General features: G+C 65.8%; 10 protein-coding genes, 3 tRNA genes and 1 pseudogene. 7 read left to right on the top strand and 7 right to left on the bottom strand.

Features of this window, described 5'->3' with window-relative positions:
- Nucleotides 1-205 precede the first annotated feature (205 nt).
- A complete protein-coding gene (locus AC1DKV_RS30375) occupies nucleotides 206-895 on the top strand; it encodes a C40 family peptidase (RefSeq protein ID WP_441618362.1) in 690 nt (229 codons plus the stop codon).
- Between the two features lie 88 nt (nucleotides 896-983).
- Here the strand turns inward: AC1DKV_RS30375 and AC1DKV_RS30370 are convergent, their stop codons facing one another.
- Nucleotides 984-1,925, bottom strand: a complete 942-nt coding sequence (locus AC1DKV_RS30370) for a patatin-like phospholipase family protein (protein ID WP_477138685.1) — start codon at nucleotides 1,923-1,925, stop codon at nucleotides 984-986.
- 249 nt (nucleotides 1,926-2,174) lie between these two features.
- Between AC1DKV_RS30370 and gltX the strand changes: the two genes are divergently transcribed.
- The 4 genes from gltX (at nucleotide 2,175) to AC1DKV_RS30350 (ending at nucleotide 4,273) form a co-directional block, all read left to right on the top strand.
- A complete protein-coding gene (gltX, locus tag AC1DKV_RS30365; protein WP_477138684.1) occupies nucleotides 2,175-3,584 on the top strand; it encodes a glutamate--tRNA ligase in 1,410 nt (469 codons plus the stop codon).
- Nucleotides 3,585-3,865: 281 nt separating this feature from the next.
- Nucleotides 3,866-3,941: transfer RNA gene (locus AC1DKV_RS30360), tRNA-Ala, on the top strand.
- A gap of 110 nt (nucleotides 3,942-4,051) precedes the next feature.
- Nucleotides 4,052-4,127, top strand: a tRNA-Glu gene (locus tag AC1DKV_RS30355).
- A 69-nt stretch (nucleotides 4,128-4,196) separates the two neighbouring features.
- Nucleotides 4,197-4,273, top strand: a tRNA-Asp gene (locus AC1DKV_RS30350).
- A gap of 209 nt (nucleotides 4,274-4,482) precedes the next feature.
- Here AC1DKV_RS30350 and AC1DKV_RS30345 read toward each other — a convergent pair.
- From AC1DKV_RS30345 to trxA, 6 genes are all read right to left on the bottom strand, one after another.
- Nucleotides 4,483-5,835 carry an MATE family efflux transporter gene (locus AC1DKV_RS30345; RefSeq protein ID WP_477138683.1) on the bottom strand — a complete coding sequence of 451 codons (1,353 nt, stop codon included), beginning with the start codon at nucleotides 5,833-5,835 and terminating at the stop codon, nucleotides 4,483-4,485.
- A gap of 49 nt (nucleotides 5,836-5,884) precedes the next feature.
- A complete protein-coding gene (locus AC1DKV_RS30340; protein WP_477138682.1) occupies nucleotides 5,885-7,672 on the bottom strand; it encodes an ArnT family glycosyltransferase in 1,788 nt (595 codons plus the stop codon).
- Between the two features lie 193 nt (nucleotides 7,673-7,865).
- Nucleotides 7,866-8,129 carry a type B 50S ribosomal protein L31 gene (locus AC1DKV_RS30335; RefSeq protein WP_420997545.1) on the bottom strand — a complete coding sequence of 88 codons (264 nt, stop codon included), beginning with the start codon at nucleotides 8,127-8,129 and terminating at the stop codon, nucleotides 7,866-7,868.
- Between the two features lie 210 nt (nucleotides 8,130-8,339).
- Nucleotides 8,340-9,059 carry a M90 family metallopeptidase gene (locus AC1DKV_RS30330; protein WP_477138681.1) on the bottom strand — a complete coding sequence of 240 codons (720 nt, stop codon included), beginning with the start codon at nucleotides 9,057-9,059 and terminating at the stop codon, nucleotides 8,340-8,342.
- Between the two features lie 127 nt (nucleotides 9,060-9,186).
- Nucleotides 9,187-10,449, bottom strand: a complete 1,263-nt coding sequence (rho, locus tag AC1DKV_RS30325; RefSeq protein ID WP_477138680.1) for a transcription termination factor Rho — start codon at nucleotides 10,447-10,449, stop codon at nucleotides 9,187-9,189.
- A 188-nt stretch (nucleotides 10,450-10,637) separates the two neighbouring features.
- Complete coding sequence (gene trxA / locus AC1DKV_RS30320) at nucleotides 10,638-10,964, bottom strand: thioredoxin TrxA (protein WP_010814265.1); 327 nt, start codon at nucleotides 10,962-10,964, stop codon at nucleotides 10,638-10,640.
- A 484-nt stretch (nucleotides 10,965-11,448) separates the two neighbouring features.
- Between trxA and AC1DKV_RS30315 the strand changes: the two genes are divergently transcribed.
- Entirely contained in the window at nucleotides 11,449-11,715 is a 267-nt protein-coding gene (locus AC1DKV_RS30315) for a hypothetical protein (protein WP_441618375.1), read from the top strand.
- Between the two features lie 205 nt (nucleotides 11,716-11,920).
- Nucleotides 11,921-12,802: pseudogene (locus AC1DKV_RS30310) on the top strand (PD-(D/E)XK nuclease family protein); the annotation flags it as partial.

Below are 12,802 nucleotides of genomic sequence, written 5' to 3'. Positions count from 1 at the left end.
GACAACCTTATACCATCCGGCGAGAACTAATTTTGGGGGTGGTTCGCGCGTCGCTTGTAGATTGCGCGGGTGGTCTGCGTCACATGATCACGCTGGTCCGCTTATTGCGTGCCACATTTACCCCGTTGAACTACCCCGTTGAATTCGAGCCCGCCCGGCGTGTCGTCCCGGGCCTGGTAAAGAGAACGATTGATCAGGAGAACCAATGCAGCGAACGGTGCTTCATTCCCTGGCGCGCGCCGCCGTTGGAATAGCCATTGCCTGCGGTGCTGCTCTGTCGAATGGAGTGCTGGCTGATACGGTCTTCAAGGACCCTGACGCCCGCATCGATGCACGTGCCGAGCTGAGCTCGGACCCGCATCCGGAAGGCAAGCGTGGCTTGCTGTCCTCGATGATGAGTTCCACCAGCCACGTTGCCAGCAAGGCTGGCGACCTCGTCATGAATGCCCTCGGGCTGATTGGCGTGCGCTACCGCTTCGGCGGCAACAGCCCGGAATCGGGCCTGGACTGCAGCGGCTTCGTCCGCTACGTGTTCAATGACACCTTTGGTTTCATGCTGCCGCGCCGCTCGGTGGAAATGAGCCAGGTCGGCATCACGGTGGCGGCCAACGACCTGCGTCCCGGCGACCTGGTGTTTTTCAACACCATGCGCCACACGTTCTCGCACGTCGGCATCTATATCGGCGACAACAAGTTCGTGCATGCTCCGTCCACGGGCAGCAAGATCCGTGTCGACGACATGCGCGCCTCGTACTGGGTGACGCGCTATAACGGTGCCCGCCGCATCGACGACAAGCCGCAGGATGGCGTGGGCGCCGGCAACCTCGGCAATATGGTCGAGACGCTCAAGCGTTTCGATCCCAACGCCGGCGGCCGTTCGCTCTACGGCGGCTGAGCCTGGCCGGGTGCGCCCGGCTCCGGACAAAAAAAGGACTGCCATGCAGTCCTTTTTCATTTGCGCCGGCCGGCGGCCGTTGGCGGGATTACTGCGCGGCCACCGTGCCGGCAGGCCTGAGGCGCGCCTGCGCCAGCTTGTCGCGCAGGCCTGCCATTGCCGCCGCCATGGCCTGCTCGCCGGCCAGGATGGCGCGGTTGCGCGCGGTGAAATCGCTGCCGCCCATGTCGGGCAGGTCRGGGCGGATCACCAYGTCSGCGCGYGCCAGCGCCATCTTGTTGATCGACTGWCCCATGATGGCCGTGGTCTGCAGCAGCACGCCRCTCTGGCCACCGTTCTTCTGGCTGGACGGATCSGCCGAGATATTCACGGCGATCACGAAATCCGCGCCCATGGTGCGTGCCGAATCCACCGGCACCGGCTCCACCAGCCCGCCGTCCACATAGTCATGGCCCTGGATCGAGACCGGCTGGAACACGCCCGGCACGCTGCTCGAAGCACGCACCGCCTGGCCAGTATTGCCGCGCCGGAACAGGATGCCCTGGCCGGTCTTGAGATCGGTGGCGACGATGCCCAGGGGCAGCTTCATGGCCTCGATGGGGCGGTTGCCGATCAGCTTGTTCACATAGTTCTGCAGCGCCTCGCCCTTGAGCCAGCCGCCGAAGCGCGTGCCAAAGGGCAGGGCCCAGTCGGCGATGGCGGCTTCGTCCATGGTCAGCGCCAGCTTGTTGAGCTGGAAGCCGCTCATCCCCGACGCATAGAGCGCKGCGACCAYCGCGCCGGCGCTGGTGCCGGTGACCAGGTCCGGGTGGATGCCCTGGGCTTCCAGCGCCTTGATCACGCCGATGTGGGCAAAGCCGCGGGCGGCACCCCCGCCCAGCGCGAGGCCGATCTTGATGGGGCGGGACGGTGCCGGGGGCACGACAGCCGGTGTGTCGGGCTGGGCGGTCAGGGGGCCCGGCTTGGGGCCGAAGGAGCAGGCAGCGAGCAGCGCTGCCGCGCCCGCGCCAAGAAAGTTGCGTCGTTGCATGGATCGAGGAAGGAAGGGAAGTGGCGCGGTCGTCACCGATGGCGCCATTGTGGGCATGGATGTGCGGCCGGCGCCAGCGCCGCATCCGCGCGGCAGCATTTCAGACCGGGCAGAGGATAAATGATTCCGCGCGCGCAGGCATCCGGCGCGCGGCGGGGCCGGCCGTGGCGCCCCGCTTGCTATAATGCGGCGATCCTACACCCGGCCTGCGCGCGCATCCGCGCGCAGGCTTTTTTGTTTGCCTCCGACATGACACAACGCGTCCGCACCCGCTTCGCGCCGAGCCCGACCGGCTTTATCCACCTCGGCAACATCCGCTCCGCGCTCTACCCATGGGCCTTTGCGCGCCGCATGAAGGGCGACTTCATCCTGCGCATCGAGGACACGGACGTCGAGCGCTCGTCCCAGGAATCGGTGGACGTGATCCTGGAAGGCATGGCCTGGCTCGAGATGGATATCGACGAAGGCCCGTACTACCAGATGCAGCGCATGGACCGCTATCGCGAAGTGGTCAAGCAGATGGTCGATAGCGGGCTGGCCTATCCGTGCTACATGAGCACCGAGGAGCTGGACGCCCTGCGCGAGGCCCAGCGCGAACGCGGGGAGAAGCCGCGCTACAACGGCTTCTGGCGTCCCGAGCCGGGCAAGGAGTTGCCCGCGCCGCMGGCCGGCGTGCAGCCTGTGATCCGCTTCAAGAACCCKATCGGCGGCAGCGTGGTGTGGGACGACGCGGTCAAGGGCCGCATCGAGATCTCCAACGATGAACTGGATGACCTGGTGATCGCCCGCCCGGACGGCACGCCCACCTATAACTTCTGCGTGGTGGTCGATGACCTCGACATGAAGATTACCCATGTCATCCGCGGCGACGACCACGTCAACAATACGCCGCGCCAGATCAACATCATTCGCGCGCTGGGCGGCACGCCGCCGGTCTTCGCCCACTTGCCGACCGTCCTCAACGAGCAKGGCGAGAAGATGAGCAAGCGCCATGGCGCCATGGCCGTCACGGGCTACCGCGAYGAAGGCTACCTGCCGGAGGCCGTGCTCAACTACCTGGCCCGCCTGGGCTGGGCGCACGGCGATGCGGAGATCTTCTCGCGCGAGCAGTTCGTCGAGTGGTTCGACCTCGAGCACCTGGGCAAGTCGCCGGCGCAGTACAACCCGGAGAAGCTGGCCTGGCTCAATAATCACTACATCAAGGTAGGCGACAACGCGCGGCTGGCTGCGCTGACCCTGCCGTTCATCGAGGCACTGGGCGGCAAGGTGGAGGAGGGCGGTGCCAGCCTCGAGGGCGTGGTGGGCCTGGTGAAGGACCGCGCCAATACGCTCAAGGACGTGGCGCAGGCCGCGCTGCTGTTCTACCGCGGCGAGCCGCAGCCCGATGCCGCGCTCAAGGCCGAGCATCTCAACGCGGATATCCTGCCGGCGCTGCAGGCCCTGAGCGCTCGCCTGAGCGCGCTCCCGGCGTGGAAGCGCGAAGACATCAGCGCGGCCTTCAAGGCCGTGCTGGCCGAGTTCGGCCTGAAGATGCCCAAGCTGGCCATGCCGGTGCGCCTGCTGGTGGCRGGGCAGTTGCAGACGCCGGCCATCGATGCCGTGCTGGAGCTGTTCGGCCGCGACGCCGTGCTGCGCCGCCTGCAAAACGGGCTCGCCTGAAATTTTTTGCAGAAAGTCTCGAAAGGGGCTTGCGCTCCTGCCGGGACTTAAGCATAATCTCGTTCTCCCTGCAGCGCGGACAAAAACCAAGCGGGCTTAACGGATGGCAGCGATCAGTAGTAATCCCGCAGAAATGCGGATCGCTAAAAAAAGTTAAAAAAAGGGGTTGTCAAAAAGCAAGGTTGTTTATATAATCTTGTCTTCGCTGAAACAAAGAAACAAACGCGAAACGACAGCAGCAGTAAGGCTGGTGCAGTAAATAAGCAGCAAGGTAGTACCATGGGGCTATAGCTCAGCTGGGAGAGCGCTTGCATGGCATGCAAGAGGTCAGCGGTTCGATCCCGCTTAGCTCCACCAAAATGCCGGAAGTTTCGAGTGCGGTAAAATCGAAGCTTCCCAGCGCGGCGAGAACATGATTATTCAGTTCTCTGTCGTGCAAGACGGAACAAGTTGAAAGACGAGTTTCTGTCCCCTTCGTCTAGAGGCCTAGGACATCACCCTTTCACGGTGAGTACAGGGGTTCGAATCCCCTAGGGGACGCCAGATTTCGAGCGTAATCAAACGTTCGGTTTGTCGTCGGCGGCATTACTGCCGGTAGCAAGCAGAAGTATTGGAGTGGTAGTTCAGTTGGTTAGAATACMGGCCTGTCACGCCGGGGGTCGCGGGTTCGAGCCCCGTCCACTCCGCCAAATCTAAACCCGCATGGTTATGCCATGCGGGTTTTTCTTTTTCCGCTTCCATATTCTGCGATTCGCCCTCGCCGTTCTCCGCCGGTGTCCTTGGCGGCGGCCCGCGATAATCTTTTCGTCACGGGCGTGGCCGGCCGCCTGGCGGCACGGCGCATTATGCCTGCCTGCCCCCGCGATTACCCCCCCCGTGATTATCTCCAGGTCCGGCATCAGCCCGCCTGGCGCCGGCTCACCGTGACGAAGTAACGCACCAGCAGCGATCCGGCGAGCGCCAGGCTCAGGCTGTTGGCCAGCCAGAAGCCGGCTGCGCCGCGCGTGAAGGCCGGCATCGACTCGAGCAGGCCGAAGCCAAGCACATAGCCCCCGCCCAGCCCGACGCCCCAGAGCGAAAGAGCATAGATCAGCGTTGGCACCAGTGCGATCTTGTATGCACGCAGGATGAAGGCGGTCATCACCTGGACCGCATCGAAGGCCTGGTAGAAGGCGATGAACAGCATCAGCGGCAGGGCGGCCTTCACTACCGCCGGATCCTTGGCGTAGGCATGCAGCAGCGGCTCGCGCAGGATCCACAGCAGGCTGCCTACCAGGATCGCAAGCAGCGCTGCCAGGCCGATGCCGCGCCTGGCGATGCGGCGCGCCGCGGCGTGATCGCGCGCGCCGATCGACTGCGCCACCAGCGTCGAGGTGGAGATCGCCAGCGAGAGCGGCAGCATGTAGGCGACCGCGCCAAGGTTGGCGATGATCTGKTGGCCGGCCAGCACGACGGTGCCCATGCGCGTGATGAAGATCGACATCAGCGTAAACGAGGTGATCTCGATCAGGTAGGTCAGGCCCATCGGTACGCCCAGGCGCAGCAGCGCACGGATCGGCCGCGCCTGCGGCCACGCCCAGCTCGAGAAGATCTGCAGGGGCCGGTAGGCCGCGTTGCGCCGCAGGATCATCACGCCGGATATGCACCAGATCCAGCTGATCGATGCCGAGGCCAGCGCGCAGCCCGGGCCGCCCATCGGCGCCAGGCCGAGTCCGCCTCCGATGAACCAGGCATTGAGCGGGATMTTCACGCACAGCCCGGCCAGCTGGAGCACGGTCACCATCACCGGTCGCGACAGGGCATTGTTCAATGCCGAGTAAATGCGAAATCCGAGTGCCGCCGGCAGGCCGAAAGCCTGGATATGCAGGTAGTGGGTTGCCTTCTCGACCAGTTCGGGCGGCGCCTGCGCGAACTCCAGCAAGGGCCCGGGGAAGGCCAGCAGCAGCATGCCCGGCACCGCCAGCGCCACGCCCAGCCAGGCAGCCTGCCTGACTTCGCTGCCGATCTCCGCCGCGCGGCCGGCCCCGTGCAGCTGGCCGGCGACCGGGGCGAGCGCCTGCAGTACGCCCATCAGGCTGATGTAGACCGTAATGTAGATGGAGCCGCCAAGCCCCACGGCGGCGAGATCKGTGGCCGAGGCGCGACCGGCCATGATGGTGTCGATCACGCCGAAGGCGATCACGGCGAGCTGGCCGACCAGGACTGGCGCGGCCAGCTCGCCGATGCGGCGGAGATCCTGCAGCAGTTTCATCCGATGGGCCGGCGCGCCGGGGCGCGGCCGGGCAACTGTTGAGTGTGTTCTAGGAGTGGCGCGGCAAGCGGCGCTGCGGCAGCGTCGGCTTGGCTGGCGGCACCTTCGACATATCCACGAGGCGGTACATGCGGAAGCGTTCGTCGCGGTCCGACGGCCGGCGACCTTCCCAGATCAGCCGCCATTCGAAATGCGAAATGCTGGTCGGCTCGCCATAGTCGACCGCGTCGTGGCGCAGCAGGATATCGCAGCCATCGGACGGGCCGCCGAAGCGGATATGGCCGAAGTACGCGAACGATGCCAGCTGCGCGTCGCCCATGCGGATCGGCTGCACGCAGTTGTAGGTAGCGGGCAGCGCCATCGACGCGGCCTGGGCCACGTCGCGGTAGGTCTTGCCATAGTTGATCGACGGCATCCACAGCGTCATGGCCAGCACCCACATCAGCGTGGTGCCGGCAGCCGAGATCACCACCGGGCGCCAGATCTGCTTGGGCGCGCGCGAAAGACGCCAGCGCACGATCAGCACCCAGGCCGCCGTGACGACCAGCGCGTAGGCCACCGCGCTGACAGTGAAGTCCTGCTGGAAGCCCGGCAGCAGGCGATGGATGTTGGCGGCGATGCGCGGCGGCTGGCCGGTCGTGCGGGCGATCCACATGAACCAGACGAAGCCGCCGAAGATCGTGAAGAACAGCAGCGCGAACCAGTCGATCGCATTGATGGCGGCGCGTGTCAGCGTGGGCAGGCCGAAGGCGGCCAACACCGCCATCGGCGGCAGCAGCAGGATGAACTGCACGTCGCCGGGCTGGCGCAGCAGGAACAGCAGCAGCAGTGGCGGCACCAGCAGCGCCAGCGGCAGCGCCACATGCGGCGCGCGGCGCATGCCCGACCAGCTCAGCCATGCCCAGCATGCGATCGGCCAGACCGGCCAGGTAAACAGCAGCAGGTTGCGCGCGACGAAGTTGAGTGCGATGGCATTGGGCGCGCCGTAGGTGCGGCGGTCGTAGCGCGACCACTCGCGGATGAAGGTCACCGCATCGTTGTGGTCGGTGGCGCCCAGGTAGGCGGTCGCCATCCACGCGGCCACCATGGCCAGCGCCAGCGGCACGCTGGCCATCAGCATGCGCGGCAGGGGCAGGGGCTTGCAGGCCAGCCCGCAGACGATGATGGACGCCAGCAGCACCAGCGGCAGCACCGGTCCGCTCGACAGGGTCAGCGCGCCGAGCCCGGCGCCCAGCCAGAGCCCGCCCTGCAGCGGCTTGTCCAGGCTGCGCACCATGCCGTACAGGCTCATGGCGACGAAACAGACCTGGCCGACCTGGGGCGTGGTTTCGTGGCCGCGCATGGCCAGGCCCACGCAGGCCAGGAAGATCAGCAGCGCGCCGTCGGCCAGCGTGCGGCCGTAGTCGCGCGCATTGGGCTGGCCGCCGAAGACATAGGCAAAGGGCTGGACCTCGGCGCGGCGGCCGAGCAGATAGGTGGMGTACCAGATSARSGCGCAGGTGCCGAAGTAGAACAGCGCCGTGGCAAGGCGCGAGGCGTCGGGCGCGCCCAGCCAGCCGCCGAACAGGCGGATCATGGCGGCGCMGACCCAGAACACCAGCGGGCCGTCGTCGCCATAGGGCCGGCCTACGATATTCKGCATCAGCCAGTCCTGCACGCCACCGGTAGCCAGTTGCCACATCACCCCGAAGCCGGCCGCATCCTCATTCTTCCACGGGTCGCGGCCGAACAGGCCGGCCAGGCCGTAGATGATGCAGATGGCCAGCAGCAGTCCGCGCGGAAGCGCGCCGGTGGCGGCTGCGGTGAGGTGGACTCGGGAAGTCTTGGCTGCGCTCATGGATCGGTGGGGCTTGGKGGCGGCCGAATGGGCGCCTCCGGTTGGCTACGCCTGCGCCGGCGCGCTGGGCGCGAAGAAGGCAAGAGCACGGAGAATGCAAAAGCAAAGAGGCAGCCGATGCTGCCTCTTTGCTTGGGTGCGCGGCGCCGGAGCATCGTCCGAGGCCGTGCTGCGAGCGGGCTCGCGCAGCGGATTACTTCGCTGCGGCCTTGCCCAGCTTGCTGCCGAACTTCTGRCGGAACTTCTCGACGCGGCCGGCCGTGTCCATGATCTTCTGGGTGCCGGTGTAGAACGGGTGCGATTCCGACGASACTTCGATCTTGGCCAGCGGGTATTCCTTGCCTTCGTGAACGATCGTGTCGCGGGTCTGGATCGTCGAGCGGGTCACGAACTTGAAGTCGTTCGACACGTCGTGGAACAGGACTTCGCGRTAATTCGGGTGAATGCCTTCTTTCATGGTGCTTCCTTTCAGGTTGGGTAGCCAGTCCGCTGCATGCCGCGCTGCCGTTGCCTAAGCTCCGGCGGAACCGGGCTGGCAGTGTCGCRGCGAACGAACCACTTGCCGATAACGGACAAACCGGGATTATCGCAGAAAAACAAAAAGCTGGGCAAGATTTGCGAGCGCCCCGGATGAATTGGCCGGCCATGCCGGCGTATCGGTGACGAATCACATCKAGGCCGGATCCTGGCGGTAAAACGTGGACAGTACGCCATACAGGGCCGGCCAGTGCTTGCGCAGCCTGTCCGGTTCCACGAAGAAGGTCTCCGAGGCCACGGCAAAGAACTCGCTTGGCGCTTCGCAGCCGTAGGGGTCGATCACGCGCAGCGCCGGCGGCAGCCGCTCGGGATGGTCCCAGGCGTGGTCGGATTGCCGGTCGCAGGCATCGGCGAAGCGGTCGTATTCGGTCAGCAGGGTCTCGGCCCATTGCTCGCGGTCCACGCCGGCATGCAGCACGCGCGAGAAGGGCGGCACGCCGTCCGGCTCGCCGTCGAGCATGTCGAGCTTGTGGGCGAACTCGTGGATGACGACGTTATAGGTGTCGTCGGGGTGGGCGTGGCGGCCGCCGGTCCCCGTTCCCGGCGTGCGCACGTCGGGCCAGGACAGGATCACCGGCCCATGTTCCCAGGCTTCGCCGCTGGCTTCTTCCACCACGCCATGCACGAGGCCGATATCGTCCTCGACGGTGCGCCGGATGATGAACTCGCCCGGATAGAGCACGATGCCGCGCCAGCCGCGATACCACTCGATGCCGAGCTTGAGGCCGTAGCGCTGCACGAACGGCAGCGTCGCCACCGTGTGTTCCCAGAGCGAGTCGGGGATGGCGTAGTGCTCGAGCTTGCGTCCGCGCGCGCGGTCTTTCAGGAAGTGGCTCAGTCTGCCGAACATGATTCTCCTGCAGATAGGGTGCCGGGATGGCGCCTCGGGCGGGCGCGGCGTGCAAAGCAGAAGGGCGTGCCGTGGCACGCCCTTCTGTGCGATACGCGCGCGCCGCGGCGCGCGGTACAGCCAGCGGTCAGCCGCCTCTGCGCATCATATCGAAAAACTCGGCGTTGTTCTTGGTCGCCTTCATCTTGTCGAGGATGAACTCCATGGCCTGCACTTCGTCCATGTCGGAGATGAACTTGCGCAGCACCCACACCTTCTGCAGGATTTCCGGCTTGATCAGCAGTTCCTCGCGGCGGGTGCCGGACTTGTTCAGGTTGATCGACGGATAGACGCGCTTCTCGGCCAGGCGGCGCTCGAGGTGCACTTCCATATTGCCGGTGCCCTTGAACTCTTCGTAGATCACGTCGTCCATGCGGCTGCCGGTTTCGATCAGCGCGGTGGCGATGATGGTCAGCGAACCGCCTTCTTCCAGGTTACGCGCGGCGCCGAAGAAACGCTTCGGGCGTTGCAGCGCGTTGGCATCCACACCGCCGGTCAGCACCTTGCCMGAGGCCGGCACCACCGTGTTGTAGGCGCGCGCCAGGCGCGTGATGGAGTCCAGCAGGATCACCACGTCGCGCTTGAGTTCGACCAGGCGCTTGGCCTTCTCGATCACCATTTCGGCGACCTGCACGTGACGGATGGCGGGTTCGTCGAAGGTCGACGCCACCACCTCGCCGCGCACCGAACGCAGCATTTCCGTCACTTCTTCCGGGCGCTCGTCGATCAGCAGCACGAACAGGTCGGCTTCCGGATGGTTGTTGGCGATCGCGTGGGCGATGTGCTGCAGCATCACGGTCTTGCCCGACTTCGGCGACKCCACCAGCAGTGCGCGCTGGCCGCGGCCGATCGGCGCGATCATGTCGATGATGCGGCCGGTGATGTTTTCCTCGGCGCGGATTTCGCGTTCGAGCGTGAGCGGCCGGTTCGGGTGCAGCGGCGTCAGGTTCTCGAACATGATGCGGTTCTTCACCGCTTCAGGCGCCTGGCCGTTGACCTTGTCCACCTTCACCAGCGCGAAGTAGCGCTCGCCGTCCTTGGGGGTCCGCACCTCGCCTTCGATGGTGTCGCCGGTATGCAGGTTGAAGCGGCGGATCTGCGAAGGGCTGATGTAGATATCGTCCGTGCTCGCCAGGTACGACGTCTCGGGCGAGCGCAGGAAACCAAATCCGTCCGGCAGGACTTCCAGCGTGCCGTCGCCAAAGATGGTTTCGCCCAGCTTGGCGCGCTTCTTCAGGATGGCAAACATGAGCTCCTGTTTGCGCATCCGCTGTGCGTTGTCGATCTCGAGGGTCGCGGCCATTTCGAGAAGCGCAGACACGTGAAGCGATTTGAGTTCTGTCAGGTGCATAGACGAGGGGTACAGAGGCGCCCGGACGGGCTGGACCTAAAGAGGGGGGAAGAAATGAGCGGACGCTCGGGGAAGTTGTTGGTGCCATCTTAGCACAATCCGGCCGGTGCGCCAGAGCTGGCGCACGCACGTCGGATTGTGGCTACAGCGGGGCCGCGCCGGCCGGCGCCGCGCCCCGTGCAATCGTCTTACAGATTGCCGTCGAGGAATGCGGTCAGCTGCGACTTGGACAGCGCGCCGACCTTCTGCGCGGCAACCGCGCCATTCTTGAACAGGATCAGCGTGGGGATACCGCGGATGCCGAACTTGGCCGGCACTTGCTGGTTCTCGTCGACGTTGATCTTCGCGATCTGCAGCTTGTCGCCGTAGTCCTTTGCCACTTCGTCCAGGATCGGGGCGATCATCTTGCAAGGACCGCACCATTCTGCCCAGAAATCGAGCAGGACAGGCTTGTCGGACTGGAGCACGTCGGCGTCAAAGGAGGCGTCGCTCACATACTTGATTTGTTCACTCATGGCGGAAAACCTCTGGTTTCGCTCTGTTGATTTTGAAGGCGGGATTTGCCGAACCGCTACATTACACGAGTTTGCGCATGCCCGTAGGCGGGCGCCTCACCCGATGCCGGCTGTCCCGGGCGACGGGATGGCCAGGAAAGGCGGATGCTGCAGATATGTTACCAGTTGACGGAAATTCAATACCTGCCCCCCCAAGCTGTCAGTGCGCTGCCGTACGTGCAGGAAAAAGGTGATCCGAATGGGTGATCCGGCACGGCGGCGCTTGCATGCATTCTGCCCGCTAATGCCATGCCGGTGGAGTGATTGTATTAATGGGCGCGAGAGCTTTTCTCAATGGCGTCCCCGGGCCGTGGCCGCCGCCGTATGATTTATCGTGCACATACCCGGGTGTGCCTGGCATCTGGCTTTTCCATGTCAGGAGGCAAAGCCGGGCGCACTGCGGCGCGTAGAATAGAATCACGCGCACCACACAAGGCCATCGACCATGACGACCGACAATTCCTCCAAGCCCGATCCGCAAGAGTCGCCCACCGTGGCGCACCTGAGCGACGCGCTGGACCATATCAATAGCGCGGTGGAGCAGAACAGCATTGCCGGCGGCGCGGCCAGGGGCCTGCTGTACAGCGTGATCGAAACGCTCGGCGCGCTGATCGGCGATCCCGACCTCCCCGAACATGCCCGGTCGGGCTACCAGGGCCTGCTCGAGACCGCGCGCGAGATCCGCGCCCGCATCGAAGGTACCGGCCGCTGAAGACAGCGGGGCATCCGGGCGTTTCCAGCGCTTCCCCTGTTTCCTGCGTCCTTCGCGCTTGCGCGCGCCTGGTCGCCCGCGCGCGGCATGCAGCCGCGCTACCTGTCCGTGCGCCGCGCGGACGGAACGGGCGGCTGCGTTCCTGCGCCCGTGAGCGCCGCCTGGCGATCGCCATGACCTTCCTTCCGGCCGTCACTTCCGTTTCATGACTTCGCTGCAATTCCGCCCCGGTMCCGACTTCCTGCCGCAGGCCGCCGCCGCGGCCTGGTATTTCCTCGACCGCTGCGGGGAGCAGCAGKCCGCCGCACACGTGGTGGTGCCTACGGCGGCGCAGATCCCCGGCGTGCGCCAGGCGCTCGATGCCGCCGCGCGCGCGGCCGGTGCGCCGCGCCTGCTGCCGCGCGTGCTCACGCTMGGCCACTGGCTGCTGGATATGCCGCCCGACGCGCAGCCGGTGCGCAGCCATGCGGCGCKGCTGCTGGCGGTGCAGCAGGCCATCCGGTCGCAAGACTGGCTGCGGCGCGCATTCGGCGCCCAGACCGAAGCCGCCGCCTGGGGCCTGGCGCAGACGCTGCTCACCATCAGCGACGAGCTGAGCGCGCGCTGGCTCGACGACGCGGCCATCCGCGACGAGGATATCGACGGCGACGACCGCGCGGCCTTGCTGCAGGGCGCGCTGGAGCGGACCTACGCGCATCTGTCATCGCGCTTTCTCGGCGAGGAGGCGCGCATCGTGATGGCCTTCTGGCAAGCCTTGTCCGGCCCGGACGATCCCTTGCCGGCGCGCCGCCGCGCGCTGCACCGGCTCGCCACGCACGTCGACGGCCCCGTCATCTGGCTGGGCCCCACGCCGCCCACGCCGATCGACGAGGCGTTCCTGCAGCAGGCCGCGGAACTGGTGCCGGTGATGCGCATCGGCTACGACTGGACCGCACTGGCGCAAGGGCCGGACGAGGAGGATGGCGCCGGAAATGGCGCCGGAGATGGCGCGCAGGCTCACGACTGGTACGACACCTTGCTCGCGCTATGGCCCGAGGCGCGCCTGCCCGGGGCGCAGGCGTCCGCGGCAGGCCGCGCGCCGCCACGC

Source organism: Cupriavidus sp. 05T41, assembly GCF_056396525.1.
The sequence above is the reverse complement of the archived record's forward strand: the minus strand, read 5'-3'. Positions and strand labels throughout refer to the sequence as shown.

Bases quoted from the DNA above. Each gene is read 5' to 3' on its own strand.
- trxA (WP_010814265.1), bottom strand. From the start codon at position 10,964: ATGAGTGAACAAATCAAGTATGTGAGCGACGCCTCCTTTGACGCCGAC.
- AC1DKV_RS30375 (WP_441618362.1), top strand. From the start codon at position 206: ATGCAGCGAACGGTGCTTCATTCCCTGGCGCGCGCCGCCGTTGGAATA.
- AC1DKV_RS30315 (WP_441618375.1), top strand. From the start codon at position 11,449: ATGACGACCGACAATTCCTCCAAGCCCGATCCGCAAGAGTCGCCCACC.